Consider the following 26,982-nt stretch of genomic DNA (forward strand, 5'->3'; position numbering starts at 1 on the left):
TCTTTCATATATCTTATCTGAATAAAAAGCCATAAATTGCATGAATACTATTAACCAAATTGGTAAAAGCATTCAGTAAAAATAAAATAGCCAGACCAAAACGTTTCTTTCTAAAGGCTTGAACAGCACAAAGAACGCATATACCGCAGAGAAACGCTGTAAATAAACCGAATAAACTTCTCTCCATGCCTAACTTTCTCTTCTTTCGTAGGTTTTTATAGTAAAATCAAATGGATTTTCCTCATCTTTTAATCGGAGTGTTTTCTTCTGCAGGCAAAATTGTTCCATCGGAAAATCTTTCGGAAAGAAGGTATCTCCATCAAATTGACCATGAATATCTGTCACAATCAATTGGTCGATATATGCCGCAAATGCCATATAAATCTGACTCCCACCAATTACAAATAAAGTCTGCTCTTGATGTGCATACCAATCCAACACTTCCTCCACACTATGAACAACTGTAACCCGATCATTTTCCGCTACATATGATTGATCCTTTGTCAAAACGATAGTGTGACGATTTGGAAGTGCACGCTTGCCCATACCATCAAAAGTTATACGTCCCATCACCATCGTGTGACCAGTTGTCGTTTCTTTAAAATGAGCGAAGTCAGCGGGCAAGTACCAAGGTAGTTTATCGCCTTTTCCAATCAATCCATTTTCATCTTGAGCCCAAATAGCAACAATCTTTTTTGTCATTTTCTCTCACTTTCCGTCCTATCATTCTATCAAAAATTCACAAAAAATGCACTTTCCAAGTAGGTCTAGTGCAAATTTTTATAGCTCTAAAAATGTAGCAGTACTCAAAGAATACTTGGAGAGTGAAACAGTCTTAGTATAGACTGTTTCAGCCCGAGTCTAAAAATAATGAAGCGAGGTAAAAGATCGAAGTCTTCACTGCTAATCCAGTTAAATTGCTAAATCGAATTTTAACTGCGGTTTAACTGGATTGTAGTCCACCAACTCAAAATCTTCTGCTTTAATATCAAAAAAATTTGTTCCGTCTGGGACGTTGAGCACTAAACGAGGCTCAACTTCTGAAGGAGTCCGACGTAGCAATTCTTCAGCTTGTTCAAACTGGTTGTCATAGATATGAAGATTGTTGATGAAATAGAAAAACTTCCCAACCTTCCAGCCGAAATGTTTAGCAATCATCATCTGAAGGGCTACATACTGCATCGCATTGATATGATGGGCAACCAACATATCATTTGATCGTTGAGTAAGGGTTGCGTCCAGATAAATGTCCCCATCCACTCGTCGAACGTCAAACATGGTCTGAAAGGCACATGGCAACAGACCTGCAGATTGGTCAAAAGCCTCATAGTCCCATAACGAAATGACATTGCGGCGATTCCAAGGATTTTCTTCCAATTGTTTGAGAATCTTGGAAATGATGTCATGCTTCTTAACAATAGCACCATAGCGTTCGCCAATCGTGCCGGTTCCTTCCACTTCCCAGTCATTCCAATACTGGACACCGTACTTTTCTTGTAAAACAGACAAGTCATTGGTCTGGTCTTGGTAAATCCAGAGAATTTCTTTAATGGATGACTTGATTGGGATAGGTCTTAATGTAGTAATAGGGAACTCGCCCTTGGCCAAGTCATACTCTGCAAAGGAACCAGTAATGTATTTGGAATTGGCTATATTCCCATCCTTGTAACGGGGGCGAGCATTTTCTGAAAAAACGCCCTCTTCCATAATCTTACGAATGTTTTCTTTAAAAATACTATCTGCTTTTGTCATAGTTTTAGTATAGCAAATCTTAGCAAAAAACTCCAGTTTTGAACAGGAGTCCTCATTTATACAGCAAGGGGTAGAGATTGAGCTGAAATAGACCAGAAAGGGCAGTTACTAGACTGAACAATATAAAATACAAAACAACCAAGACGGTACTCAATAATATCTTGCGAATATTTTTCGTGTAAATAGCCGTTGGTAAACTGGCTAGACCGAAAAAGGGAATGATGAAAAATGTTAGTTTGAAATTCACATTTACAATGTCAAACCATTGACCTATTGGTAAAAATAGCATGACAATGAGAAATGCTGCAACGCTGTACAAGCCTAAATTTAACCGTTTTAATAGTGTCAAACTCATAAGAAAATCCTTCTAGGGACCAAATATAAAGTAGTCAATACCGAATATCAAAGGAAATGACATAATTAAAAAGATACTGATTAAATCAGTCCACAATTTTTTATAGTAGATAGATAGTATAAGAATTAGAGTACCCAGCAGAGGGAGAATCAACATGGTTGCTACGTTTCCCCAGCTAGACATGAATAACCAGTCTCGAATCCAGTTATCAAGGAAAAAGGCAGATAACAAAATCAATAAACCAAGAATAGTCAGATAGTTGATTATTTTAGACATGTTTACCTGTTGCATAAGGTGACACTCCTTTCTCTTTACACTTTCATTGTACACTTAAATACTACATTTTTTAATATATGTATATAAGGAAATTGTCACAGCAGATTAAAAAAAGCAGAGTTTCCCCTGCTTCTGACAATTATTTTAATACAAGTGATGCTGCGCCTAATACACCTGCATCATTGCCACGTGTTGCCAAGACGATTTGTGTACTTTCCTTAATTTGTGGGAAGCTATTGTCGGCAAATACATTACGAACACCATCTAATAGGAATTCACCTGCAGCTGAAACACCACCACCAAGAACAATGTAGGCTGGATTTAAAACTGCTGCAATATTTGCACAAGCAACACCGAGGTAATTTGAAAAATGACGGTAAACAATTAGTGCCAAATCGTCACCTTCTTTAGCTAAGTCGAACACATCTTTTGCAGTAACTTCTTCTCCGTCGTCAATCAATTGTTTCAGTTTGGCATCACCTGCGTATTCTTCAGCATAACGGCGTGTCAAATTCACAATACCTGTTGCTGAAGCAACAGTTTCCAAACAACCTTTTTTACCACAAGTACATGCAAATGGTGCATCAAAGTCAACTGTGATATGGCCCAATTCACCACCAGCACCTTTGACTCCACGAATCAAGTTTCCTGCAGCAATAACACCGCCACCGACACCTGTACCAAGAGTCATGAAGACAACATTCGGATTGTTATTTCCTGCACCAACCCATTGTTCACCAAGAGCCGCTACGTTGGCATCATTGTCAATGAAAAAAGGTAAGCCGAGGGCAGATTCAAACTGATCTTTAACCAATTGTAAGGTTTTCCAATTGAGGTTATAGGCACCTATAACAGTACCAGCTTCACTATCAACGACACCTGGAGACCCCATACCAACACCAAGAAAATCTTCTTTCGTTAAACCATATGTTTCAAAACGATGTTTGATGCTGTCAATGATATCAGGAACAATATGGCTTCCCTCATCTAAAATATTTGTTTTGATAGACCATTTTTCTTGAATTTCACCTATGGTAGTCAAAATCGCTAATTTAACAGAAGTTCCCCCAAGGTCAATTCCGATGATTTTTTTAGACATAAGATACTCCTAAAATCTTTTTTTTACAATTATACCACAATGCAAACATTTGCGTAAAGCCATTTCATGGATAAAATAATCCTTTGTTCAAGATTATCATTTCTATGAAATAGCTTTTATTCCAAAGAACCGTATTTAAAGTATTCTAAAAATAAGAAGCCCTATCGAAAAAGATAGAGCAAGATAATAAATTGAATATGCAAAATAAATCGACCCACGGAAAATAGCATCACAGTCGCAAATTGACTGCCTTCTTTGGTACCATTATATAAAAATAAGGTCGAGATAAAGGTAAATCCTAATGCAAACCCGAGCATTTGCAAATCATGATAGGATTGAGCATAAAAATAAAGGGTTATGGCTAGTAATATCATAGACAAGACTGTCAAAACAAGTCTGAGTCCATTCATTCTTCTTGTTTTAAAATAACTAAATAAGGCTGAAACCAACGTAACTAGCAGATAAATGACCATATAGGAAATGACAAGAATTTTCATCTAGCCCTCCAATTCACTTAAGTATTCATAACGCTCATATTTTTCCAATAGAGAATTATTTTTCTCTTCCAACTCCTTTTGCAAGTCGGACAACTTTGTAAAATCACTTCCGCAAGTGAGCATATCCGATTCAATCACCTGAATTCGATCTTCTAAACTAGTGATTTCATCTTCAATACTTGCCCATTCCTGCTTCTCAAAATAGGACATCCGCTTCTTGCTTGCCTTGACCTTTTCTGTTTTTTCCTTTGGCATTTCTAGCGAAATAGCAGAGCTGGAAGCCAGAAAGGCCTTCTCATCCAAATAGTCTGTGTAGTTGCCAAAGAAGGTCTCGATACCGCTATCTTCGAATGCCAAAATTTTATTTGCTACCTTATCTAGGAAATACCGATCATGGCTAACGATAATCACTGGACCAGAAAAACCTTGTAAGAAATGTTCGAGTACTGTCAAGGTTGCAATATCCAAATCATTTGTTGGCTCATCTAAGAGAAGTACATTTGGTCGTTGCAAAAGAATTTTGAGTAAATAAAGCCGCTTCTTCTCCCCGCCTGACAACTTTTCGATCAGCGTGCCATGCATATTCCGCGGAAAGAGAAATTGTTCTAGTAGCTCCGCAATTGAGACCATGCCAGAACTTGTCTTAGCTTCATCAGCCACTTCTTGTAAGAAACTGATAACACGCTTGCTTTCATCTAATCCTTTGATGGTTTGCGAGAAATAGCCGATTCGGATAGTTTCCCCAATGTCCACTTTTCCGCTATCTGCTTGTAACTCACCAGCAATCAGATTCAAAAGGGTGGATTTTCCTTTACCATTTTCTCCGACAATCCCAATGCGATCCTTATTTTGAATGAGTAAATTAAAGTCTGATAAAATGGGCTTATCTGGATACGAAAAGCTGACGTGATCAAAGTTGATGACTTTTTTACCAATACGTGAGGTTTCAAAATTTATTTCCAGCTCACTGTCATCTATTGACTGAGCTAAATCACCCTTTAGGTCATGAAAACGATTGATACGAGCTTGTTGCTTTGTTGCACGCGCTTGTGGCTGTCTTCGCATCCATGCCAGTTCCTGCTTGTACAATTGCTCTTTCTTATGACGAAGAGCTACGTCGCGCTCATCCTGTTCAGCTTTTAAGCGCACATAATCTTGGTAATTTCCCTGATATTCAGTTAAATTTGCACGGTCTAGCTCAAAAATCCGTGTTGCAACATTGTCCAAGAAATAGCGATCATGGGTAATAAAGAGGACAGACTTTTTAGAATTTTTTAAAAACGTTGTCAACCATTCAATCGTATCAATATCTAAGTGGTTGGTAGGTTCATCGAGTAATAAAAGGTCTGCATGACCAAGAAGGACCTGGGCCAATTGAACACGTCTACGCAAACCACCTGAGAGTTCAGAAACAGTCATATTTAACTCAGTAAGGCCTAGCTTTGAAAGAACCGTTTTGACCTGACTTTCGATTTCCCAAGCATTTAATGCATCCATTTCAGTCATTATAGTTTCTAACTTTGATTGACTTGCTTCATCATAATTCGACATGAGCAACTCGTACTCACGAATCAACTGTATTTCGCGTAAATCCGAAGATAAAACCGTATCTAAAACTGTTTTACTCTCATCAAAAACAGGCTCCTGAGTCAAATATGAAATTTTATATGTATTTTTTGTACGAAATGGAGATACATCCCCATCAAATCCAATTCGACCTGATAAAACATCCAAGAGAGTTGTTTTTCCCGTTCCATTGACACCGATTATCCCAATGCGATCTCCTTGGTGAATAATGAAAGAAAGGTCAGAAAAGACCGTCTTATCTCCTACTGACTTGGTAAGATGCTCAACGATAAAATCACTCATTATCTAAGATTCCTTTCACAAATGTCATAATTTCTACAGATGAATTAGCCAAGGTCCCCTCAACAATTTGGAATTCAATTTCTTTTAATAACTCACCTAGAACTGGCCCTGGTTTAAGACCAAAGGCTTGCATGAGATGACCACCATTAACAACAATTTCGTGTCTATCATGTATTGTTAAAGATTGATCAACTCTTTCTATTGCTTTGAAATCTGTAGAGAAACCTTGAGCTTGACGCAATTCCTCAACCAAATAGAGCAATTCTTTGCCATACTTGAAACAAATTTGTTTTGTGACAGTTCCTGCATGCCGCAGGTGGTATATTTCTACTAATTGAATAACCGTCCGTTGAAAATCATTACTGGTCTTCCATTTTTTCAGGAAAGATTTGATATTTTCAATTTCCAGGCAAACAAAAAGCATGGCCCAAGCTTGTTCAGAAGTTGAAAATCGGAAAGCCTCATCTAAACGAGTCAACATGGTCTCTAACTGTTCACCTTTTCCTGCCAAATCAGGCAAGAACTGATAAGCCTTAGAATCTATCATCGCACGCAAGCCATTTTGCCAATATTCAGCGACCAGGAGCTTATCAAATTCGATAAAAATCCGTTCTACAGATATTTTTTCCAAGAGCGGTGCAGTATCTACCATTGCTTTAAAAGTGATTTCCTCGATTTTAAAGTTCAGTGTTGCTGCAAAACGAAAGCCCCGCATGATTCGTAAGGCATCCTCATTAAAACGTTCGGACGGAATACCAACAGCCCGAAGTGTATGATTTTCTAAGTCAGAAAGCCCTTGAAATAGGTCAATGATTGTTGACTCCTCATCAAGTGCGAACGCATTCACTGTGAAATCACGTCGTTTCAAATCTTCTTCCAGGGAGCGCACAAAAGAAACCTGACTCGGTCGCCGGAAGTCAACATAGTCCTCTTCCGTCCGAAAGGTGGTAATTTCATACTCTTTTTGTCCTTCCAAAACCAAGACTGTTCCGTGTTCAATGCCAACATCAAATGTGCGTGGAAAAATTTGCTTGGTTTCTTGCGGATAACTGGATGTGGCAATATCGACATCATGAATTTGCCTTCCAAGAATTGCGTCACGAACAGACCCTCCTACAAAATAGGCCTGATATCCAGCTGATTTAATTTTCTCTAAAATCGGCAAAGCCTCCTGAAACTCAGAAGGCAGATTGGTTAATTTCATAATAAGTGTTCCAAACCATAAACGAGTTGTGAGCGATGAACAACCTCTTTAATGCCAAGGTTAACACCACTCATAAAAGAAATACGATCATATGAATCATGTCGAATTGTCAGACCCTCACCTTGTGCACCAAAGATGACCTCTTGGTGAGCGACCAAGCCTGGTAAGCGAACGGAATGAATGCGGAACCCATCGAATGCTGCGCCACGAGCTCCAGCAATTAATTCTTCTTCATCTGCAGCACCCTGAAGCAGGTTTGGCCGTACTTGAGAAATCAGCTCGGCTGTTTTTACAGCTGTACCACTTGGTGCATCTTTCTTCTTATCATGGTGAAGTTCAATAATTTCAAGATTAGGGAAATACTTAGCTGCTTGTGCGGCAAATTGCATTAACAAGATCGCTCCGATTGCAAAGTTTGGTGCAATCAATCCACCTAAACCTTTTTCAGCAGACAAAGCTGTCAATTCTTCAATTTCTTCCGATGTAAATCCAGTCGTCCCAACGACAGGTGCAAACCCATTTTCTAAAGCAAAACGAGTATTTTCGTAAGCAAATTTTGGTGTGGTAAAGTCAACCCAAACATCCGCTTCCACGCCCGCAACTTCTTCCTTGTTTTTGAAAACAGGAACACCACCAACTTCGGTCTCGGTTGCAAATGGATCCACTAAGGCAGCCAACGAGAGGTCTGTATCACCATTGACCATTTCTACGGCTGTTGATCCCATTTTCCCTTTAAAACCAGCAATAATCACATTAATTGTCATATGAACTCCTATTCAATAATGGGTGAAATACCAAAGGCTATGGCACCTTCGCCTAAATGAGTACCAATTACAGATCCAAATGTGACGATTGGTAACTCGCTAGTAACCCCAGCTTCTTCCAACAAATCCTTGAAATTATCTGCTTTTTCAGGTGCATTCGCATGAATAATAGCTAATTGATAGTGTCCATCCGCAGTTTTTTCCTGTAAAATTTCAAGAAGTCGTTTCACAGCCTTTTTCTCTGTACGAACTTTTTCGTATACTTCAATCTTCCCTTCGGAAGTAAAATAAAGAATTGGTTTGATACTCAAAAGGTTTCCCAGAATCGCAGCAGCATTCGACAAGCGTCCCCCTTTTACCAAATGATCTAAATCATCTACCATAATAAAAGCAGAGGTTTGTTCAATTTGACAGTTAAGTTTTTCACAAATCGTTTCAAAATCCTGACCTGCATCAGCCCATCTAAGAACATTCTCTACCATCATGCCAAGCGGTGCAGAAGTAATTTTTGAATCTGGGATTGCAATGGTTAGATTTTCAAATTCATCAACTAAATACTGAATATTTTGATAAAAACCTGAAATTCCTGACGATAAAAACAGACCAATTGCATGAGTAAATCCTTGTTGCGATACTTGAGATAGGATTTCTTCCAATTTCATCAAACTTGGCTGACTCGTTTTTGGTAATTCTGCTGAAGCAGCCATTTTTTGATAGAATTCTGATACTGTTAAATTCTGTCCTTCTATATAAGACTCCCCATCAATCGTAACAGAAATTGGTAGAACAAAGACACGCTCATCAGAAAAAATCGTTTCGCTTAAAACAGCCGAGCTGTCCGTAATAACTGCTATTTTCATTTAAATCTCCAAATTCACACCAGGTGCATCAAATGCAATCTCGGTTACGTCATAGGTCATTCTCTTTAAGATATCCAAAAGTGGTTCAGCCAAGACACGCTTATCTTCGTTTGTAAATTCAGTTGGTTCTTCAACGAAACGGTTTTGCAAGTGAACAGCTTGGCTCATCGCTCCAGTAATAACATGTTGATTCAATACAATCATAAATCGGAGAATTGTAATCATAGATGTTTTATTTTCCTCACGACTATGCTTGAGCAATTGAAAATCAACGTTCAATTTTGTCACTGGGACTCCATTTTCTTTTTCCCATTCATGATTACGAGCATCAAAATGATATTGATTAACAAATTCTTTTTCGCGAATAATTTCCATCTTTTTTCTCCAATACACAGTTATAGAATTATTATACCATAGTTTGTGGTGAAAATGAAAAAAACCTTGCCAACAGACAAGGTTTTTATATTCTTATTTAGTTTGACGTAGTGCTCCGTAAAGGACACCTGAAACTACTGCACCGATTGCAACATAAGCAAGGTAGAGAAGTGGATTAGATGTAAGAGCAATTACGAAGATACCACCGTGTGGAGCCATCAATTGGATGCCTGACAAACCAACCAAGGCACCTGCAAGGGCAGAACCTGCGATAAAGCTTGGAATTGCACGAGCTGGGTCAGCAGCACCAAACGGAATCGCACCTTCAGTGATGAATGAAAGCCCCATAACGATGTTAGTCAAACCTGAATTGCGCTCTTCTTGAGTAAATTTATTTTTGTAAAGCAAGGTAGCAACGAATACTGCCAATGGTGGAACCATACCACCAGCCATAACGGCAGCCATTGCAACTGAACCACCATTTGCGACAGTTGCTGCTAGTGTACCAGTACCGAAAACATAAGCCGCTTTATTGACAGGTCCACCCATGTCAACTGCCATCATTCCACCAAGGACAAGTCCAAGTAAAATAGCTGAACTACCTTCAAGACCAGATAAGAAATTGTTCATACCTGTGTTGATAGCTGCCATCGGAATATTGACGAAGAACATCAAGAAACCTGTGAGTCCTGTACCTAAAAGTGGTAAGAGCAAGATAGCATTCAAACCTTGAAGGGATTTTGGAAGGTTGCGCAAAGCGTTGCGAAGAACGAGCACTACACCACCAGCAAGGAAGCCACCGACAAGGGCACCCAAGAAACCAGATGATACACCAGCAAGAGCAAGGGTTTCTTCACCACCAGCTGCATAAGGAATTTTACCGAAAGCAAGGCCACTATTGGCAATAGCACCAGCTACGAAGCCTGCAACCAAACCTGGTTTTTCAGCGATTGAGTATGCAATATAACCTGCAAGAAGTGGCAACATGAAGCCAAAGGCTGCTCCACCAATCTTCATAAACATGGAGGCTAATTCATTGTAAGAACCAAGACTACTTAAACTATCATTAGGAACACCAAGTAAGTTATCGACTAAGAAGGCTAAAGCAATCAGGATGCCACCACCGATAACGAATGGTAACATTTGAGATACACCGCTCATCAAGTGCTTATAGAAAGCTTTACCAAGACTAAGTTTTTCTGAAGATTCCACAGTAGCTGCTCCTTCTGACGCTGTATAAGCTGATGCTTTACCTTCCAAGATAAGGTCAATCAATTCCTCTGGCTGTTTGATACCAGCTGCAACTGGGCGAGATACCAATGGCTTACCATTGAAACGTGGCATATCGACAGCCTTATCTGCTGCGATGATGACACCTGCAGCATTCTTGATATCTTCAGCAGTCAATTTATTACCCACACCTGAGGCACCATTTGTTTCAACTTTGATGTCAACTCCCATTTCTGCTGCTTGCTTCTTCAGAGCTTCTTCCGCCATATATGTGTGTGCAATCCCTGTTGTACATGCAGTAACAGCAACAATAAATGGACGGTCACCGCTTGGAGCCGCAACCACTTCTTCTGCGACCTTATCTGCTGCTTCGGCTTCGTCAAAGACTGCAATGACTTCTTCAGGACTAGATACACTACGAAGTTTGTCAGCAAAACCTGGTTTCATCAAGTATTTTGACAATTCAGCAAGAGCAGCCAAGTGAGTATCATTAGCACCTTCTGGCGCTGCAATCATAAAGAACAAGTCAGTAGGTTGACCATCAAGGCTTGCATAGTCAACGCCTTTATTTGATTTTGCAAAGAGAACAGTCGCTACTCTCACAGCAGCATTCTTAGCGTGTGGCATTGCGATCCCGTCACCAAGGCCTGTTGTAGTCTGTGCTTCACGATTGAGGATTCCTGTTTTAAAAACTTCAAAATCAGTAACACATCCCTTATCTACCAAGCTGGTAATCATTTCATCAATGACTGCTTCCTTGCTTGTCGCTTGCAAATCAAGCAACATGACATCTTTTCTCAAAACGTCTTGAATTTTCATAGTGATTCTACCTCAACTTTTTCATAAATTTCCTTAATCAATTCGATACTTGCCAGATCATCTGAAAAGGCTGTTGCCGTACCGCAAGCAACTCCCCATTTGAGCGCTTCGATTGGGTCTTGTGAGCGAACGTATTCACCTGTAAAACCTGCCACCATGGAATCTCCAGCTCCGACAGAGTTTTTCACTGTACCCTTGATTGGTTTAGCAAAGTAAGTAGCTGCTGGAGTGACCAACAAAGCACCATCACCAGCCATAGAAATGATTACATTCTGAGCACCCATTTCTAAAATTTTCTTAGCATAGGTCTCGATGTCTGCAATGCCATTCAATTCGACATTGAAGATTGCTTCAAGTTCATGGTTGTTTGGCTTGACCAATAGTGGTTGGTGTGCTAGTGAGTCAAGAAGCGTTTTACCTTCAAAGTCACAGACAACCTGTGCCCCTGTTTCTCTCACAACTGGAATTAATCGGTTATAAACTTCGTTACCAAGGCTTGCCGGTGCAGAACCTGCAAATACAACAATGTTGTCTTTGGTAAGACCTGCAAGAATCATCTCTAATTCTGCCAACTGTAAATCCGTCACGACTGGTCCCAATCCATTGATTTCAGTTTCTTGATCAGCCTTGATTTTCACATTTATCCTTGTATCTTGATCTACTTGAACAAAATCAGTTTCAATCCCTTCGGCTACCAATCCATCCTCAATAAACTGACCCGTAAAGCCTCCAAGAAAGCCAGTTGCTGTATTGGAATACCCTAAACGCTTTAAGACACGACTAACATTAATTCCTTTACCACCAGCATACTTATCATCGCTCTCCATACGATTGACACTGCCTGTTTCGACATGTTCTAAACGAACAATATAGTCAATAGCTGGATTGAGCGTAACTGTATAAATCATACCTCGATAACCCTCGTTTTCTCTTTTATTATATCCAATAAACTGCTTTCTGATGTTTGGCAGATAATGTTGGCTTTTTCGATTGCAGCAACCTTCACGAAGGAAAATTGTCCAATTTTAGATGCATCCACAAGTACATAACTTTCTTTTGAGTTATCAATAACAGTCCTTTTTATAGTTGCCTCCTCAACATCTGGTGTTGTCAAGTAGTGTTTGCCAATACCATTCATACCAAGAAATGCCTTGTCAAAATTGAGTTGCCGTATTTGATCTATTGCTACCGCACCAACGGAAGCATCTGTTGATTGCTTGACAAACCCACCAATAATAATGGTTTTTATCTTGCGTTCAACTAACTTAACCGCGTGATGAACCGAATTTGTCACAACTGTAAGATTCTCTTGATGAAGATAGTCAATCAGCAGTCCTGTAGTGGTTCCGGCGTCTAAAAAGATTACATCTCCATCTCCAATTAGCTGAACCGCTCGTTCAGCAATCTCTCGTTTTTCTTGAACGTTTTTGACAGATTTCTCCAGTATCGATTCTTCTAACTGTAAATTGCCTGTTGATTCAGCCCCTCCATGCACACGTCTCAGTTTTCCCTCATTTTCTAGTTCATCTAAATCCCTACGAACAGTGGACTCAGATGTTTCAAGAATCTCAACTAACTCTTCTAAACGAACATACTGTTGTGCCTGTATTCGCTCTAAAATTAGTTGTTTTCGCTCTGATTTGAGTATGTCCAACACCTCCTGCAATCGTTTACAAAATCTATTATACACGAAAAATTTATCCTGTCAATCATTTTCTTTCAAATACCGTCAATAAACTTCAATTTTAAAATTTTGTCACTTTCCCATTTCAATGTAGCAGGATGAAAAGCTCCACTTGAGCTTTTCACTCATCAAGGCTCTTGACAACGGATATTTTTTCATTTTCGAAGAGAATAAATGGTTCCTATTATTTTATAATGACGAAAAAACCGATCCATCAAACGATGAATCAGTCTTATACTTTTTCTCTGTACCATTAAATATTAAACAGAAGATCTACTATTCGGCAGTGGCAATGTTACGTATCATTTCTTTCATCATTTCCATCTCTTCTTTTCTGCCAATAGCCATTCGAATATGGTTGGACAATTTTCCACTTGGATAATACTTAAAATTCCACTCTTTTTCCAATGCATAATGATGCAATTCTTGAGCCCATGGTGCAGAAAAAGTTACAAAGTTTGTCTGACTTGGCAGAACACGACAGTTTGGCATTGTTTCCAAAAATTCAACAAATGTTGCACGACTACTTTTTATTTCCAGGATTTTTTCTTGAACCAAGTCAGTATATCCAAGGGCCATTGTCCCTATTTTAGCTGTCAGGTTTGGCAAACTGTAAGGAGGAATAACCCGATCTAATTCAAAAATAAGTTGCTCGTCTGCAACTGCAAATCCCAGACGGATACCAGCTAAACCAAATGCTTTTGATAAGGTTCGCAGTACTATCAGATTCTTATATTGATTGATTTGATTAACAAAACTAGTTGTGTCAGAAAATTCTATGTAGGCTTCATCGATCACGACTAAGCCATCAAAATTGCGTATGAGTTCTTCGACCTCTTTTTCATCAAATGCCACTGAAGAAGGATTATTCGGATTAGAAAACATAATCATTTTCGCTCCTACAAGATTCGCATAAGCTAGTATATCATCAGCTTTCAGGCGAAGTGTTTCTCCATCACTAGGCAATTCATATTGTTTGAATCGGCTACCATGTAACTGATTGTAAACTTCGTACATAAAGAAATCAGGATCAATGGTTAAAAAGACCTCATCCACTTTCAGAACCCCTGAAATTAGCATATGGATGATGAAATCTGATCCAACCCCAACCGTCAATTGCTGAGGCTGCACCCCAAGATAGGTCGCATAAGTCTCAATCAATTCAGCATACCGATTATCTCCGTAGAAAGATAACTCGCCAGCTGTAACAGCCTCTAAGGCCTCCTGTAAGAGAAAAGACCAATTAATCAGTCGATTCTCATTATCACCTAAATTGTACTTTGCCTGACCCGGCAATTTATAGGGTTCTAAATTTTCTATATCTGTTCTAAATAAGCTCATTTTCTCTTACTTTCTATTGTTTTGAACCTATCACATACTTTGGTTCGTTATAAAGCCTCAGGCGCTGAAAGAAAATTCTCGACAGTTACTATGATACTCTTCGAATAGTGCCAATGATAGATACAAACAAATAACTGATAAAATTTCCCTACTGAACCGTTCGTTTTTCTACAATATGCATACGAATGTTTAAGGTAATACCACAGGCAAAAATACCAACAATCAGACCAACCCAGTAAGCCTTAGGACCTAAATCTGTCGTTCCTTCTAATAAAAATGCAATTGGAAACGTCAATGACCAAAAAGAAATGAGGCCTAATAAAAATGGGACAGTTGTGTCTTTGTACCCGCGTAGGATTCCCTGTATCGGAGCTGTAAACGCATCTGCTAACTGGAAGAATAAAGCAAAAACTAAAAAATCTGCCGTCAAACTGATAAACACCGGATTTTGACCATACCAACCCGCCACCATTTGCCGATTAAAATAGAGAAATGTTAGGGTTAAACCAGCAAATAAAATGGCGGTCAAACGACCGATAATTGCATACTGACGCGCCGCTTGAGGCCGGTTTGCACCGATTTCATATGAAATCACAATCGGTAAGGCCATAGAAACACTAACTGGGAAAGCATATAACAAGGTAGCAAAATTCATTGCAGACTGGTGAGCAGCAATGACCTGAGAAGAAAATTTTGCCATTTGTAAACTGACAACTGCAAAAATAGCAACTTCAGCAAAGACTTGCAAACCAATTGGAAGGCCCAATTTTAACCCAGCCTTTAAGAGGGAGGATTGAACAGGGCTCCATTGCCACAGTTGATACGAAGCGATAAGCTTATTTTTAAGCATGACTAAGATAATGACCACTAGGACAGCCCAATAGGCTAAAGCAGTTCCCAACCCAGCTCCTGCCCCGCCCAAAGTCGGGAATCCCAGCTTACCATAAATAAATAGATAATTGAATAAGCTATTAAAGGGAACTAGCAATAACATTAATTTCATAGACAAGCGTGTCATCCCTAAAGCATCGAAAAATGAACGGCAGACACTAAAGAGTAAAAGAGGCAAAATTCCAATAGAAATGTAGTTAAGATACGATTTTGCTATAGACTCTACCTCAGCGTCCAAGTGCAACAGACCAAGGACCGGACCCGCAACAACCTTTACCAATACAAACAAGATGACTGCCAAACCAAGAGCTAGATAAACAAATTGGTGGAATTCCTCTCTGATTTTATCACGTTTTCCCCGCCCTAAGTGATGACCAATAATAGGAACCATAGCGGAAACAATTCCTGTTAGAAAAGAGAAAAACGGATTCCAAAGACTTGTTGCCATAGAAACTCCTGCTAAATCAAGGGTCCGATATTGACCAGTCATCATTGTATCAATAAAAGATGCAGAAAAATTAGCAAATTGATAAATGAGAATGGGGAGAAAAATCTTTAAAAAAAGCAGAAACTTTTCTTTTCGAGTGTGAGTTGGATACATAATCATTCCTTTTTATTCTAAGGTACCTTTTTATCGAAAACAATCGAATTATACTCATCGAAAATCAAAATTAACTGTTGTCTAGAGCCTTGATGAGTGGGAGTGGGAAAGAACTCGACCACTCAAAAAAGAGTTCGTCAACAAGTCTTTATTTCAAGTTGTTGAGCTGAAACAGTCTATTCCCAGACATCAATTTATGTGAGCTGACGGCAGTCAGCTTATATCTCCCACTTTAAAAGGTCTCCCAGACCTTTTAAACTCCCACCCACGCACAGCTCAAACTGTCTGGGAGACAGTTTGAGGTTGGAAATGGAGCGAACTTTGTTCGCAACAGTCGTAATGGTCAGATTTGGAGTGTGAAACACGAACAAATCTGCCAACCAACCACTGCGCTGAGATGTTGACACGAATTCTGAGAAGCGAGGCTGGACTTTCTGTCCACCCTCAACCTGTTACCTTGAAACAAGAAAGTAACAGAGTTCTGTCTTCTGCTCAATGACGAGAACACAATTCTCTATATTTTCCAGCCTTCAACTATCTCCCAGATAGGTGAAGTTATGCTACTTTTGATTCTCATTGACTATTATTTTCTAACTGTCAAAGGGGGCCTCTATTATTGTATCAGGACTGAAAGCATTCTGCAAACAAAGAAAGGACCTGCAATGCAAGTCCAATGGAATTATAAGGAGTCACCGTTCCAAATTGAATTTTTTACTACAACATAATCCACATGTTTTAAGCTTGTGAGATCACGCCCACCAGCATAAGAAATAGAAGATTGCAAATCTTGCTCCATTTCAATCAGAGTATCTTTCAAGTGACCTTTAGCAGGCAATAAAATTTTCTTACCCTCAACGTTTTTATAATCACCTTTTTGGTATTCAGATGCAGAACCATAGTACTCTTTAAACTTCTCACCATCTACTTCTACTGTTTTTCCTGGGCTTTCAATATGTCCTGCAAAAAGCGAACCAATCATAACCATGCTTGCCCCGAAACGAATGGATTTAGCAATATCTCCGTGGGTACGGATACCGCCGTCCGCAATGATTGGTTTACGAGCTGCTTTTGCACACCAACGTAGCGCAGCCAATTGCCAACCACCTGTACCAAAACCTGTTTTTACTTTAGTTATACATACTTTCCCTGGGCCGATACCAACTTTCGTGGCATCTGCACCAGCATTCTCCAATTCACGGACCGCTTCTGGTGTGCCAACATTTCCAGCAATCACAAATGTTTCTGGCAATTCTTTTTTAATATGCTGAATCATATTTATCACACTATCAGCATGACCATGAGCAATATCAATGGTAATAAACTCAGGAGCATCTGCTTTCAAACTTGATACAAAGTCATATTCATATTCTTTTACACCAACAGAGATAGAAGCTATCAAGCCCTGTTCATGCATGCGTTTGATAAATGGAAGACGGCCGGCTTCATCGAAACGGTGCATAATATAGAAATAACCATCCTTTGCTAACATCTCTGCAACATCTTCATCTATTATCGTCTGCATATTGGCCGGAACTACAGGTAACTTAAAGCTGTACTTTCCCAGAGTTACACTTGTATCTGCCTCTGAACGACTATTGATAATACATTTATTTGGGATAAGCTGAATATCTTCGTAGTCAAAAATTGGAGTCTCGTTAATCATAATCGCACCTCTATTTCATATAATTTTCAGAAAAAACGATAAATTTTCGTAATTAAACGAATTCATATGTATTATTATAGTTTATTGTTTGGTTTTTGTCAATGATAATTAAGAATATTATCAAATCATTCGTATATTCTATTATTTTTTATTTTTCTGATAAACAAATATCGTGATTGTTCAGAATTTAAGAAAGATTTCTAGTATTTTCAAATAAATATTCTGAATTTACCATATATTTCTGTCTCAAAAACAAAAAAATCTCCAAAAACGGAAGATTTTTAATCAAATTTATATAATTGCGGATATTTGTGACACTCAGGATTCTTTGGATGGCATACTTCTCTTCCAAAATAAATCATCGCCTGATGAGCTGGAAGCCAGAGTTCAGGAGGTAAGACTTCCATGACTCGTTTTTCTGTTTCCAGGGGTGTAGCCGATTTTTTGACAATATCGTGGTGTTTACAAATCCGTCCCACGTGGGTATCAACTGCAAAGGCTGGGATTCCGAAACCGACACTTAAGACAACATTGGCCGTTTTTCTTCCCACTCCTGCCAGAGCTTCTAATTCCTCACGAGTCTGCGGAACAATGCCATTATGCCGTTCAATCAACTGCTGGGCACAGTCTTTTAAAAACTTTGCCTTGTTTCGGTACAAACCCAAACGAGAAATATAAGGCTCAATATCCTTCACTTCTGCTACCGCCATGGCTTGGGGCGTAGAGAAAGCTGCGAACAAACCAGGTGTTGCCTTATTCACCGCAGCGTCTGTAGTTTGAGCAGAAAGTAACACAGCGCACAACAGCTCGAAATGATTATGAAAATCCAAACTAGGTTTGGCATCAGGATAGAGTGCAATAATTTCTTCAATAACTTTTCTAGCACGTTTTTTTGATAATACCATAAAACCATTATAACATACGATAAATGAGAAACGAAATCAGAATGCCTAAGGTATTAACAACCTTTCGATGGAAAATTGATACTAACTATCTAAGCACCTTCGAGTATCTTACGAACAGTGTGAATTTTTGAAATTGGAACTGCAACGAGCAAGGAATCACCCATAAAAAGTTGGCTGTTTCCTTTCACAATCCTAGACTTTCCGTGATGAATTTGGCTGGTAATCAAGCATGAATCCGGCAAACGTAACTCACTTACAAAGGTTTGATCCAAAGTTTCGTTGACCACAACCTCTATTAAGGTCATATGTTCTTGCTGTTCTACTTCTACTGGCAGAATTTTTTCCAACATCGCTTCGTAGACAGGCGCGCCACCTAAGATGTCCATTATCACATAGGAACTCAAAGCCACCAACCCAATGACCATCAATTGATTCAAACTTCCTACCATTTCAGTTACTAGAATAATAGCAGTTAGAGGAGCTTTGGAAATCGCTGAAAAGAAGCCTGCCATCCCCAATACAATAAACAATAGCATCTGGTCCTGACTGATGAAACCAATATCAAGGAAGAACCGTGCAACAAATAGACCAAGGAGACTTCCCAAGGTTAATATAGGCAAAAAGATCCCCCCTGGTAAACCAGAACCATAAGAAATCATACTCCATACAAATCGTATTAAAATCAAGATTGCTAATGTCAGTAGCCCTTGATCCAGATGTGGAAGCTCTAAAATCAACTGATGCCCGCCACCCAATAGATTAGGGAAATAATAACCAATCGGCATGATGAACAAAAAGGCAAATACACTATAATACGGAGCTGGGAGAGGAATGATTTTTGCAAGCATGGTATAGAAAACTTGTATGTTGAGGATAACAACTTCATATACATATCCAGCAAGCCCAAGGAAAATACCAAGTAAGATATAGATCCAATATTGGTCAAGAGATAGTAGCTGCAAATCTTCCGGCATGTGCAAAACAGGTGTTAATCCAAAAACATGTAAGGAAATAAAGTTTGCAGTGATACTAGCAGCTAAGGCTGAGACCCAAACCAGCCGCGAAAACTGATGATAGACTTCCTCTACAACAAATAAAAGTCCAGCTATTGGGGCATTGAAAGCCGCTGCCAAACCAGCCGCGGCACCACTAGCAATTAAACTCCTTCTTTCCATTTCACTGGATTTAAGAAGAACTGATACACCTTTAGCTGTTACAGCACCTAGTTGAATACTGGGACCTTCTCGACCCAGCATTAAGCCCGGTGCAATGGATAAAACGCCACCGATAAATTTTTTCCAAAGAACTGACCACCAACTTAAATCCATCAATCCTTTTAGTTCCGCTTCAACTTGAGGAATTCCGGAACCTTTTGCATTGGGTTCGTACTTAATCAAGAGGCCAACAAGTAAAGCTATAACCAGATAAAGCCCTCCAATAAGAAGTAAATAGATTGGATTGTCTGTTGCCAGAGAATAGAGGTGTGAAAAAACACCAAATAGTTTTTCAATGGCTAAGCGAAATACAACAACCACTAAACCAGCAGCAATACCAACTATACTACCACGCAGAACCGAATAGAGGATTGATTGCGAAATAAAACTAACTTCTTTCCGGTGATTTTCCATTGGAATTTCCTTTCCATTATTTCTATAGTATACACGCCCAAAAAATGGAAGCAATATGTACTTAGTAAAGAACCTCACTCCCATTCTTATATTTTTGTTGCTACCTGTCCAATCAAATTATTTACGATACATTTTAAATTGGAGGTACAAATCATTGTAAGAACCAAGTAGTTCTTTTCCTAAATTTTCATAAACTTCCATCTGCTTCATCGTTTCCTCAGAAGGATAGAAAGCTTCATCACTTTGTGTTTCTTCATCCAACATAGCCTTGGCTGAAGGAATTGGAGTGGAATAACCCACGTATTCTGCATTACGCAATGCATTTTCAGGACGGAGCATGAAACTTATAAAAGCATAGGCGCCATCAATGTTATTAGCTGATTTGGGAATTACCATGTTATCAAACCAAAGGTTCGATCCTTTCGATGGCACGACATAGTGAAGATGTTCATTTCCATCCAACATTTCACTGGCTTCACCTGAGAAAGACACCGCAATGGCTGCTGCATCTTGTATCATATAGCCCTTTATTTCATCAGCAACAATAGCCTTGATATTTGGTGTCAGGTTGTAGAGATGTTCAGCTGCTTCTTCAATCTCTACAGGATTTTTAGAATTCAGGCTATAACCTAGGGATTGTAGACCAAAGCCCATAACCTCACGCACGCCATCAATTAACATGATGTTGTCACGGTATTCGTCGGACCATAGGTCTTCCCACTCTTGAGGAGGATTTTCAACCATAGTATCGTTGTACACAATCCCCAAGGTTCCCCAGAAGTAGGGGATAGAATAGTCATTATTCTTATCAAAGCTCAATCCCATAAATTGAGGGTCAATGTTCTCCAAACCTTCGATTTTAGACTTATCGAGCTTAACCAGCATATTTTCTTCCGTCATTTTGGAAATCATATATTCTGATGGAACTGCTAAATCGTAGGTTGTTCCACCCTGCTTGATCTTTGTGTACATGGACTCATTGGAATCAAAAGTCTGATAATCAACCTGAATTCCTGTCTCGACAGTAAATTCATCTAGTAATTCAGGATCAATATAATCGCCCCAATTATAGATAACCAATTTATCTATCATTCCTTGTGTCGAATCAGCTTCTAACTTGTAGCTGATTCCCCATAAAACAAGAATAATAGCTACAATACCTACAAAAAATGAATACAGTCGTTTCATTAGTTGGCCTCCTTTTCACGTGAAATGAAATAATAACCCACTACCAACAAGATAGAGAAAAGGAACACAACCGCTGACAAGGCATTGATTTCTAAAGAAATACCTTGTCGAGCCCTTGAGTAGATTTCAACCGAAAGATTTGAATAGCCATTTCCTGTTACGAAAAAGGTTACAGCAAAGTCATCCAAAGAGTAAGTAAAAGCCATGAAATAACCCGCGATAATTGCCGGCGTCAGATAAGGCAACATAATTTCTTTCAGCATTTGTGGCTGAGTTGCGCCCAAATCATATGCAGCTGAAATCATGTCCGCGTTCATTTCTTTCAAACGGGGTAAAACCATCAAGACGACGATTGGAATCGAAAAGGCAATGTGACTGAGTAAAACAGAAACAAACCCCAATTGAAATCCAATCATGGTAAAGAGAATCAAGAAACTTGCCCCAATCATAACGTCAGGTGCCACCATCAAGATATTATTGATAGACAAGAGGGCATTTTGAAAACGAAGTTTTGCCTGATAAATATAAATTGCTCCAAATGTTCCTATAATGGTTGCAATCAAAGAACTTAAGAAAGCAAGTAAGAATGTCTGAGCTAAAATCAGCATCAGTCTGCTGTCACCAAGCATCGAAGAAAAATGCTCTAAGGTAAAGCCAGTAAAACCATTCATATCTCCTCCAGCATTAAAGGCATAGAAAATGAGATAAAAAATGGGTAAATAAAGCACGAGGAAGGCAATGGTTAAGTAGACATTTGCAAATTTCTTCATTATTTCTTCCTCTCTTTCGTCATCCACATAATCAAGAGCATGGCTAAAATCAAGACCACACCAATGGTTGAACCCATTCCCCAGTTTTGTGTTGTGAGGAAGTGCTGCTCGATGGCAGTACCCAAAGTAATCACTCGGTTACCTCCAATCAAACGAGTCAACATAAAGAGGCTTAAACTTGGAATAAAAACAGCCTGTACCCCAGAACGGACGCCATTCATAGAGAGAGGAAAAATAACCTTTGAAAAGGTTTGCCAAGAAGTTGCACCCAAATCACGACTAGCGTTGATAAGATTCTTATCCAAGTCATCCAAAGCGTTAAAGATTGGCAAAATCATAAATGGAATCTCAATATAGGCTGCAACAGCAATAAAGGAGAAATCTGTAAAGAGAATTTGTTGAGTCCCTAACCCCAGAAACTCTAAAAATTGATTAATGGAACCATGTTGACCGAAAATACCGATAAAGGCATAGGCTTTCAGCAAAAGATTTACCCAGGTTGGCAAGATAATCAACATGAGCCATAGTTGTCGATGCTTGAGCTTGGTCAAGAAATAGGCAGTCGGATAGGACACCAAAAGGGTGACCAAAGTAATAATACCTGCGTAAAAAATGGAGTTGAAACTCATTCGCAGATAGGTAATATTTGGTGAATTAAAATAGGTTTGATAGTTAGCCAAAGTGAAATTGCCATGAATATCAAAGAAAGATTTAAAGATAATCAAAGCAACGGGTGCTAGTACAAAGAGAAAGACCCATAAGGCATAAGGAATTGCAAAGAGCCTAGAGGTTTTCTTCATTGCGTTCCTCCTCGATGGCATTAATCAAACCATCTTCCACTTCATCCACCTCAACATACTCTTCAATACGAGCATCAAATTCTTCTTCAGTTTCATTGAGGCGCATGATATGAATATCTTCTGGCTCAAAACTGAGACCAATCACCTCACCCACAATGGCTTTACGAGTGGAATGAATCATCCATTCGTTGCCCAAATCATCGTAGGCTATAATTTCGTAGTGAACACCACGGAAGAGCTGTGTATCGACTTTAACCTGTAGTTTTCCTTCTTCAGGTAAGGTAATTCGTAAATCCTCTGGGCGAATGACTACCTTAACTTCCTCATTCGGTCGCATACCACCGTCAACAGCTTCAAACCGTTTGCCATTGAATTCTACAAGATAGTCTTCAATCATACGCCCCGGAAGAATGTTGGACTCACCGATAAAGGTTGCAACAAAATAGTTAATCGGCTCATCATAGATATCTACAGGTGTTCCAGATTGAACAATCTCACCCTCATTCATGACAAAAATCCAATCGCTCATGGCCAAGGCTTCTTCTTGATCATGCGTTACGAAAACGAAAGTGATTCCAAGGCGCTGTTGCAACTCACGCAATTCATACTGCATTTCAGTCCGAAGTTTTAAGTCTAAGGCAGATAAGGGTTCATCCAGCAAGACAACGCGTGGTTGATTGATAATGGCACGCGCGATTGCAACACGCTGCCGTTGTCCACCAGACAATTTCTGAATAGAACGTTTCTCATAGCCAGAAAGGCGAACCATTTGTAAGGCTTCTGTCACACGACGTTCAATTTCTGACTTATCTACCTTACGCAATTTTAGAGGAAAAGCCACATTTTCAAAGACAGTCATATGAGGGAAAAGGGCATAAGACTGAAAAACGGTATGGACATCACGCTTGTTGGTTGGCACATCATTTATCCGTTGACCATCCAAATAAATATCGCCAGAGCTTGCATCCAATAAGCCAGCGATAATATTCAAAATAGTTGATTTTCCAGAACCAGAGGCGCCTAACAAAGTGTAAAATTTGCCCTCCTCTAATTCAAAACTAATGTCCTTTAAAACAGTTGTTCCACTATCTTCAAAAACTTTAGATACATGTTTAAATTCAATAATCGGCTTTTTCAATTCACATAAATCCCTTCTTTATACAGTAGCCAATTGGCTAAAGAGTTTCGGCAGGGTCGCCAATAATACGTACTTCACGCTCTAAGGTAATGCCTGAAGATTTTTCTACAGTTTCAATGACATGTTTAATGAGACTTTCATAATCATTTGCAGTCCCATTTTCAACGTTTACCATAAAACCTGCATGTTTTTGAGAAACTTCTACACCACCAATGCGATAGCCTTTCAAGCCTGCTTCCATTATCAGTTGACCAGCAAAATGGCCAAGTGGCCGTTTAAAGACAGAACCACATGATGGTAATTCCAATGGTTGTTTTAACTCACGCAAATGGGTCAGACGGGCCATTTCTTGCTCGATAACTGTGTAATTACCAGGACGAAGAGCAAATTTCGCAGATAAAACAATTGCGCCATTTTCCTGTAAAATAGAAGAACGATAGCCAAAGCGTAATTCACGATTATCTAATGTTTCTACATAGCCAGCAGGCGTCAAAATTTGTGCAGATACTAAAATATGCGATACTTCGCCACCATAAGCGCCAGCATTCATATAGACAGCTCCACCGATGCTACCAGGTATTCCACAAGCAAACTCGAAACCGGTCAGTGAATGAAATAGCGCAACTCTAGTTGTCTCAATCAAGTTAGCTCCAGCCTCTGCTTCGATAGTATAGCCAGAAACAGTTACCGTATTTAATTTATCCATACGGATAACAAAACCACGAATACCACCATCACGAACGATGACATTACTTGAATTCCCAAGCACTTGCCAGGGAATCCCTTCACGTTTCGCAAATTCAATGACACGAACAATTTCATAACGGTTACGAGGAAATACTAAATAATCAACTGCCCCACCGACATTTGTGTATGTGTACTCTTTCAAAGGCTCATCAAAACGGATATCGATACCTTCAAGTTCAACTCTTATTTTATTTTTCATATCCTTCTCTTTTCCAAGTTATATACGGAGAATATTATACCAAAAATTCGGATAAAAAACGAATAGAAAATAAAATATATTAAATTGAAGCTTTAAATAAAAAAGCCCAGAACTGGACTTTCATTTATAAAATAACTTGAATTCCCTTTGTATCAACTGTTAGGGAATGGACAGAGCCATCTAGCTGCAGAGCTTCAATCGCCGCAATAAGTTCAGCCTCTTTCTCAGCAGGTGCCAATACCATCACGGTCGGTCCAGCTCCAGAGAGATAGGTTGCATAAGCGCCAATTTCTTGCGCTAACTGCTTAATCGGACAAAACTCTTTAACAAGTAGTTGCCGATAGGGTTCATGAAACATATCTAACTGAATCAGTTGACCCGCTTTTTCAATATCTCCTGACATAAGGCTTGCAATTGCAACGTTAGCTATCGAACTAGCAGCAACCGCCTTTTTATAGCCCATTTGTGTAGGAAGAATACCTCGACTTTCACTTGTACGAAGAGGATAATTTGGAATAAACGCAATAAAACTTGTTGGTGGAAAGTCAGTTACAACTGCTTGAACATTTTTGTTGACATAGCTTGAAATGACCAAATTTCCATAAATAGCTGGAGCTACATTATCTGGATGTCCTTCAATCTTTGTAGCCAATTGCAACTTTTCATCTTGGCTCAGGTTAAGTTTTCCTAACTGATTGGCCAGTTCGATACCTGCAACAATGACTGAACTAGATGAACCTAAGCCACGAGCTAAGGGAATATCGCTTTCCATTTTTAAACGATGTGGTTGTATATGTTTTGCAACTGTCAGGGCAGTCCGGATGAGTAAATTATTTTGATCAGAGGGAACATGTTCTAATTGATGCTCAACAATCCACTCATTAGTATGTTCTAGAACTTCAACCGCAAGATATTTTGAGAGTGCTACACCAACAGAATCAAATCCTGGTCCAATATTTGCTGATGTCGCTGGAACAATAATTTTCATAGACTATTCCCCCAAAACCTTAAAGGTGTTAACGAGTGTGAAATCAGTCGCTTCTGCTAATTTTCTAGTTACCTGCTCCAACTGTGTTTTGTTCATCGCATGTGTAACAATTACAAGGCGAGCTGTGTCGTCCTTTGTACCTTTTTGTAGGATTTGTTTAAATGAAATTCCCTCAGAATGGAAGATCTCTGCAATTCGTAACATTTTTCCACTTGTGTCTGGAGTCAGAATTGAGAAATAGTATTCGCTTGTCACATCTTCTGGTATAGCTAATTGAAGAGGGCGAGAATATTCATTAAATGGTTTACCTACAGTTTTATCTTTCATCCTGCGTACAATTCGAATGATATCAGCGGTCACACTGGTTGCAGTTGGCTTTTGCCCCGCACCTGGCCCATAATACATGGATTGGCCAATACCGATAGACTCAACAAAGACCGCATTCATTACTCCATTCACACTTGCTAACGGATGGTTCTTAGGCAAAAAGGTTGGTGAGACTTCAGCAGCTATTCCTGAAGCTGTTTCTCGGACATCACCCACCAGCTTGATGACATACCCCAGCTCTTGAGCTACCGCAACATCTTCAGGTGTTATAGTGGTAATTCCTTTATGTCCTACAGCATCAAAATCAACGGTCATCCCAAAACCAAACTGACTCAAGATAACTGCTTTATAGGCAGCATCAATTCCTTCTACGTCATTTGTTGGATCAGACTCAGCATAACCCAACTCTTGGGCTGTTTCCAATGCTTTCTCATATGTCCAACCTTCATCTACCATTTTGGTCAGCATAAAGTTTGATGTACCATTTAAGACACCCAAAATGCGGGTAATTTTATCCGCAGCAAATGAATTCACAAGCGTACGCAAGATAGGAATGCCCCCAGCTACTGCTGCCTCATAATAAAGTGCTAACCCTTTCTCTTCAGCAAGTGTACGCAACTCTGTACCATGAACGGCCAATAAATCTTTGTTAGCTGTTACAACATGTTTGCCAGCTTCTAAAGCAAGAATGATAAATGTTTTTGCCGGTTCAATTCGCCCCATCAATTCTACAACAAGAGCAATCTCTGCATCTTCTAAAATATCATCAATATTGGTCACAAAATGAAACTGGTGACCAGCAGCTACCAAACGGTCTTTTTCAGCCTCATCTTTTACCAATACCTTAGCAATTTCAATCGAATCCCCAGCAGCTTTTTCAATTTTTTCTTTATTTTCTTTCAATAGAAATGGTACACCACTTGCTACTGTACCGAATCCTAATAATCCTACCTTGATAGCCATGTTCTCTCCTTATTTAAATGTATTTCGACTATTATACCAAATATTCTGA

The 26,982-nt window shown here is 39.3% G+C and carries 27 protein-coding genes and 1 pseudogene; all 28 read right to left on the reverse strand.

Annotation, left to right across the window (positions count from 1 at the left end; translation table 11 throughout):
* Positions 1–13: 13 nt before the first annotated feature.
* Entirely contained in the window at positions 14–187 is a 174-nt protein-coding gene (locus D2A30_05695) for a hypothetical protein (protein ID ULL21102.1), read from the reverse strand.
* A gap of 2 nt (positions 188–189) precedes the next feature.
* Complete coding sequence (locus D2A30_05700) at positions 190–702, reverse strand: dihydrofolate reductase (protein ULL21103.1); 513 nt, start codon at positions 700–702, stop codon at positions 190–192.
* Positions 703–912: 210 nt separating this feature from the next.
* Positions 913–1,752, reverse strand: a complete 840-nt coding sequence (locus D2A30_05705) for a thymidylate synthase (GenBank protein ID ULL21104.1) — start codon at positions 1,750–1,752, stop codon at positions 913–915.
* Between the two features lie 52 nt (positions 1,753–1,804).
* Entirely contained in the window at positions 1,805–2,107 is a 303-nt protein-coding gene (locus tag D2A30_05710) for a hypothetical protein (protein ULL21105.1), read from the reverse strand.
* 12 nt (positions 2,108–2,119) lie between these two features.
* The gene (locus D2A30_05715; GenBank protein ULL21106.1) at positions 2,120–2,398 is read right to left on the reverse strand and encodes a hypothetical protein; all 279 of its coding nucleotides are present in this window, start codon (positions 2,396–2,398) and stop codon (positions 2,120–2,122) included.
* Positions 2,399–2,522: 124 nt separating this feature from the next.
* Positions 2,523–3,482, reverse strand: coding sequence for an ROK family protein (locus D2A30_05720; GenBank protein ID ULL21107.1), 960 nt, complete (start codon positions 3,480–3,482; stop codon positions 2,523–2,525).
* A 161-nt stretch (positions 3,483–3,643) separates the two neighbouring features.
* Positions 3,644–3,979, reverse strand: coding sequence for a hypothetical protein (locus D2A30_05725; GenBank protein ULL21108.1), 336 nt, complete (start codon positions 3,977–3,979; stop codon positions 3,644–3,646).
* Complete coding sequence (locus D2A30_05730) at positions 3,980–5,848, reverse strand: ABC transporter ATP-binding protein (GenBank protein ID ULL21109.1); 1,869 nt, start codon at positions 5,846–5,848, stop codon at positions 3,980–3,982.
* Positions 5,841–7,052 (reverse strand): CCA tRNA nucleotidyltransferase, encoded by a 1,212-nt coding sequence (locus D2A30_05735; GenBank protein ULL21110.1) that lies wholly within the window; start codon positions 7,050–7,052, stop codon positions 5,841–5,843. Before D2A30_05735 ends, D2A30_05730 begins: the two co-directional genes overlap by 8 nt.
* Positions 7,049–7,816 carry a 4-hydroxy-tetrahydrodipicolinate reductase gene (locus tag D2A30_05740; GenBank protein ID ULL21111.1) on the reverse strand — a complete coding sequence of 256 codons (768 nt, stop codon included), beginning with the start codon at positions 7,814–7,816 and terminating at the stop codon, positions 7,049–7,051. The genes D2A30_05735 and D2A30_05740 overlap by 4 nt, the downstream gene beginning before the upstream one ends.
* Before the next feature lie 8 nt (positions 7,817–7,824).
* Positions 7,825–8,676: a DegV family protein gene (locus tag D2A30_05745; GenBank protein ULL21112.1), complete on the reverse strand. Its 852-nt coding sequence runs from the start codon at positions 8,674–8,676 to the stop codon at positions 7,825–7,827.
* Complete coding sequence (locus tag D2A30_05750; protein ULL21113.1) at positions 8,677–9,051, reverse strand: DUF1149 family protein; 375 nt, start codon at positions 9,049–9,051, stop codon at positions 8,677–8,679.
* Positions 9,052–9,144: 93 nt separating this feature from the next.
* Positions 9,145–11,100 (reverse strand): PTS fructose transporter subunit IIC, encoded by a 1,956-nt coding sequence (locus D2A30_05755; protein ULL21114.1) that lies wholly within the window; start codon positions 11,098–11,100, stop codon positions 9,145–9,147.
* Entirely contained in the window at positions 11,097–12,008 is a 912-nt protein-coding gene (gene pfkB / locus D2A30_05760; protein ULL21115.1) for a 1-phosphofructokinase, read from the reverse strand. Before pfkB ends, D2A30_05755 begins: the two co-directional genes overlap by 4 nt.
* The gene (locus tag D2A30_05765) at positions 12,005–12,754 is read right to left on the reverse strand and encodes a DeoR/GlpR transcriptional regulator (GenBank protein ULL21116.1); all 750 of its coding nucleotides are present in this window, start codon (positions 12,752–12,754) and stop codon (positions 12,005–12,007) included. Before D2A30_05765 ends, pfkB begins: the two co-directional genes overlap by 4 nt.
* 306 nt (positions 12,755–13,060) lie before the next feature.
* Positions 13,061–14,125 carry an aminotransferase class I/II-fold pyridoxal phosphate-dependent enzyme gene (locus D2A30_05770; GenBank protein ID ULL21117.1) on the reverse strand — a complete coding sequence of 355 codons (1,065 nt, stop codon included), beginning with the start codon at positions 14,123–14,125 and terminating at the stop codon, positions 13,061–13,063.
* Between the two features lie 148 nt (positions 14,126–14,273).
* Positions 14,274–15,617, reverse strand: coding sequence for an MATE family efflux transporter (locus D2A30_05775; GenBank protein ULL21118.1), 1,344 nt, complete (start codon positions 15,615–15,617; stop codon positions 14,274–14,276).
* A 290-nt stretch (positions 15,618–15,907) separates the two neighbouring features.
* Positions 15,908–15,997, reverse strand: a pseudogene (locus tag D2A30_05780) (hypothetical protein).
* A 299-nt stretch (positions 15,998–16,296) separates the two neighbouring features.
* Entirely contained in the window at positions 16,297–17,280 is a 984-nt protein-coding gene (gene guaC, locus D2A30_05785) for a GMP reductase (protein ULL21119.1), read from the reverse strand.
* Positions 17,281–17,561: 281 nt separating this feature from the next.
* Complete coding sequence (gene nth / locus D2A30_05790; protein ULL21120.1) at positions 17,562–18,185, reverse strand: endonuclease III; 624 nt, start codon at positions 18,183–18,185, stop codon at positions 17,562–17,564.
* A gap of 89 nt (positions 18,186–18,274) precedes the next feature.
* On the reverse strand, positions 18,275–19,813 hold the full coding sequence (locus D2A30_05795; GenBank protein ID ULL21121.1) for a ClC family H(+)/Cl(-) exchange transporter: 1,539 nt from the start codon (positions 19,811–19,813) through the stop codon (positions 18,275–18,277).
* Between the two features lie 117 nt (positions 19,814–19,930).
* The gene (locus D2A30_05800; GenBank protein ULL21122.1) at positions 19,931–21,001 is read right to left on the reverse strand and encodes an extracellular solute-binding protein; all 1,071 of its coding nucleotides are present in this window, start codon (positions 20,999–21,001) and stop codon (positions 19,931–19,933) included.
* Positions 21,001–21,771, reverse strand: coding sequence for an ABC transporter permease (locus tag D2A30_05805; protein ULL21123.1), 771 nt, complete (start codon positions 21,769–21,771; stop codon positions 21,001–21,003). Before D2A30_05805 ends, D2A30_05800 begins: the two co-directional genes overlap by 1 nt.
* Positions 21,771–22,571, reverse strand: a complete 801-nt coding sequence (locus D2A30_05810; protein ULL21124.1) for an ABC transporter permease — start codon at positions 22,569–22,571, stop codon at positions 21,771–21,773. The genes D2A30_05805 and D2A30_05810 overlap by 1 nt, the downstream gene beginning before the upstream one ends.
* Entirely contained in the window at positions 22,555–23,709 is a 1,155-nt protein-coding gene (locus tag D2A30_05815) for an ABC transporter ATP-binding protein (GenBank protein ULL21125.1), read from the reverse strand. The genes D2A30_05810 and D2A30_05815 overlap by 17 nt, the downstream gene beginning before the upstream one ends.
* 37 nt (positions 23,710–23,746) lie before the next feature.
* A complete protein-coding gene (locus D2A30_05820) occupies positions 23,747–24,655 on the reverse strand; it encodes a UDP-N-acetylmuramate dehydrogenase (protein ID ULL21126.1) in 909 nt (302 codons plus the stop codon).
* 124 nt (positions 24,656–24,779) lie between these two features.
* Complete coding sequence (locus tag D2A30_05825; GenBank protein ID ULL21127.1) at positions 24,780–25,643, reverse strand: homoserine kinase; 864 nt, start codon at positions 25,641–25,643, stop codon at positions 24,780–24,782.
* A gap of 3 nt (positions 25,644–25,646) precedes the next feature.
* On the reverse strand, positions 25,647–26,933 hold the full coding sequence (locus D2A30_05830; protein ID ULL21128.1) for a homoserine dehydrogenase: 1,287 nt from the start codon (positions 26,931–26,933) through the stop codon (positions 25,647–25,649).
* Positions 26,934–26,982 lie beyond the last annotated feature (49 nt).

Source organism: Streptococcus suis, assembly GCA_022354845.1.
Taxonomy (GTDB): domain Bacteria; phylum Bacillota; class Bacilli; order Lactobacillales; family Streptococcaceae; genus Streptococcus; species Streptococcus suis_AA.

Coding starts and splice junctions, on each gene's coding strand:
- D2A30_05695 (ULL21102.1), bottom strand. CDS start 187: ATGGAGAGAAGTTTATTCGGTTTATTTACAGCGTTTCTCTGCGGTATA.
- D2A30_05700 (ULL21103.1), bottom strand. CDS start 702: ATGACAAAAAAGATTGTTGCTATTTGGGCTCAAGATGAAAATGGATTG.
- D2A30_05705 (ULL21104.1), bottom strand. CDS start 1,752: ATGACAAAAGCAGATAGTATTTTTAAAGAAAACATTCGTAAGATTATG.
- D2A30_05710 (ULL21105.1), bottom strand. CDS start 2,107: ATGAGTTTGACACTATTAAAACGGTTAAATTTAGGCTTGTACAGCGTT.
- D2A30_05715 (ULL21106.1), bottom strand. CDS start 2,398: ATGCAACAGGTAAACATGTCTAAAATAATCAACTATCTGACTATTCTT.
- D2A30_05720 (ULL21107.1), bottom strand. CDS start 3,482: ATGTCTAAAAAAATCATCGGAATTGACCTTGGGGGAACTTCTGTTAAA.
- D2A30_05725 (ULL21108.1), bottom strand. CDS start 3,979: ATGAAAATTCTTGTCATTTCCTATATGGTCATTTATCTGCTAGTTACG.
- D2A30_05730 (ULL21109.1), bottom strand. CDS start 5,848: ATGAGTGATTTTATCGTTGAGCATCTTACCAAGTCAGTAGGAGATAAG.
- D2A30_05735 (ULL21110.1), bottom strand. CDS start 7,052: ATGAAATTAACCAATCTGCCTTCTGAGTTTCAGGAGGCTTTGCCGATT.
- D2A30_05740 (ULL21111.1), bottom strand. CDS start 7,816: ATGACAATTAATGTGATTATTGCTGGTTTTAAAGGGAAAATGGGATCA.
- D2A30_05745 (ULL21112.1), bottom strand. CDS start 8,676: ATGAAAATAGCAGTTATTACGGACAGCTCGGCTGTTTTAAGCGAAACG.
- D2A30_05750 (ULL21113.1), bottom strand. CDS start 9,051: ATGGAAATTATTCGCGAAAAAGAATTTGTTAATCAATATCATTTTGAT.
- D2A30_05755 (ULL21114.1), bottom strand. CDS start 11,100: ATGAAAATTCAAGACGTTTTGAGAAAAGATGTCATGTTGCTTGATTTG.
- pfkB (ULL21115.1), bottom strand. CDS start 12,008: ATGATTTATACAGTTACGCTCAATCCAGCTATTGACTATATTGTTCGT.
- D2A30_05770 (ULL21117.1), bottom strand. CDS start 14,125: ATGAGCTTATTTAGAACAGATATAGAAAATTTAGAACCCTATAAATTG.
- D2A30_05775 (ULL21118.1), bottom strand. CDS start 15,617: ATGTATCCAACTCACACTCGAAAAGAAAAGTTTCTGCTTTTTTTAAAG.
- guaC (ULL21119.1), bottom strand. CDS start 17,280: ATGATTAACGAGACTCCAATTTTTGACTACGAAGATATTCAGCTTATC.
- nth (ULL21120.1), bottom strand. CDS start 18,185: ATGGTATTATCAAAAAAACGTGCTAGAAAAGTTATTGAAGAAATTATT.
- D2A30_05795 (ULL21121.1), bottom strand. CDS start 19,813: ATGGAAAATCACCGGAAAGAAGTTAGTTTTATTTCGCAATCAATCCTC.
- D2A30_05800 (ULL21122.1), bottom strand. CDS start 21,001: ATGAAACGACTGTATTCATTTTTTGTAGGTATTGTAGCTATTATTCTT.
- D2A30_05805 (ULL21123.1), bottom strand. CDS start 21,771: ATGAAGAAATTTGCAAATGTCTACTTAACCATTGCCTTCCTCGTGCTT.
- D2A30_05810 (ULL21124.1), bottom strand. CDS start 22,571: ATGAAGAAAACCTCTAGGCTCTTTGCAATTCCTTATGCCTTATGGGTC.
- D2A30_05820 (ULL21126.1), bottom strand. CDS start 24,655: ATGAAAAATAAAATAAGAGTTGAACTTGAAGGTATCGATATCCGTTTT.
- D2A30_05825 (ULL21127.1), bottom strand. CDS start 25,643: ATGAAAATTATTGTTCCAGCGACATCAGCAAATATTGGACCAGGATTT.
- D2A30_05830 (ULL21128.1), bottom strand. CDS start 26,933: ATGGCTATCAAGGTAGGATTATTAGGATTCGGTACAGTAGCAAGTGGT.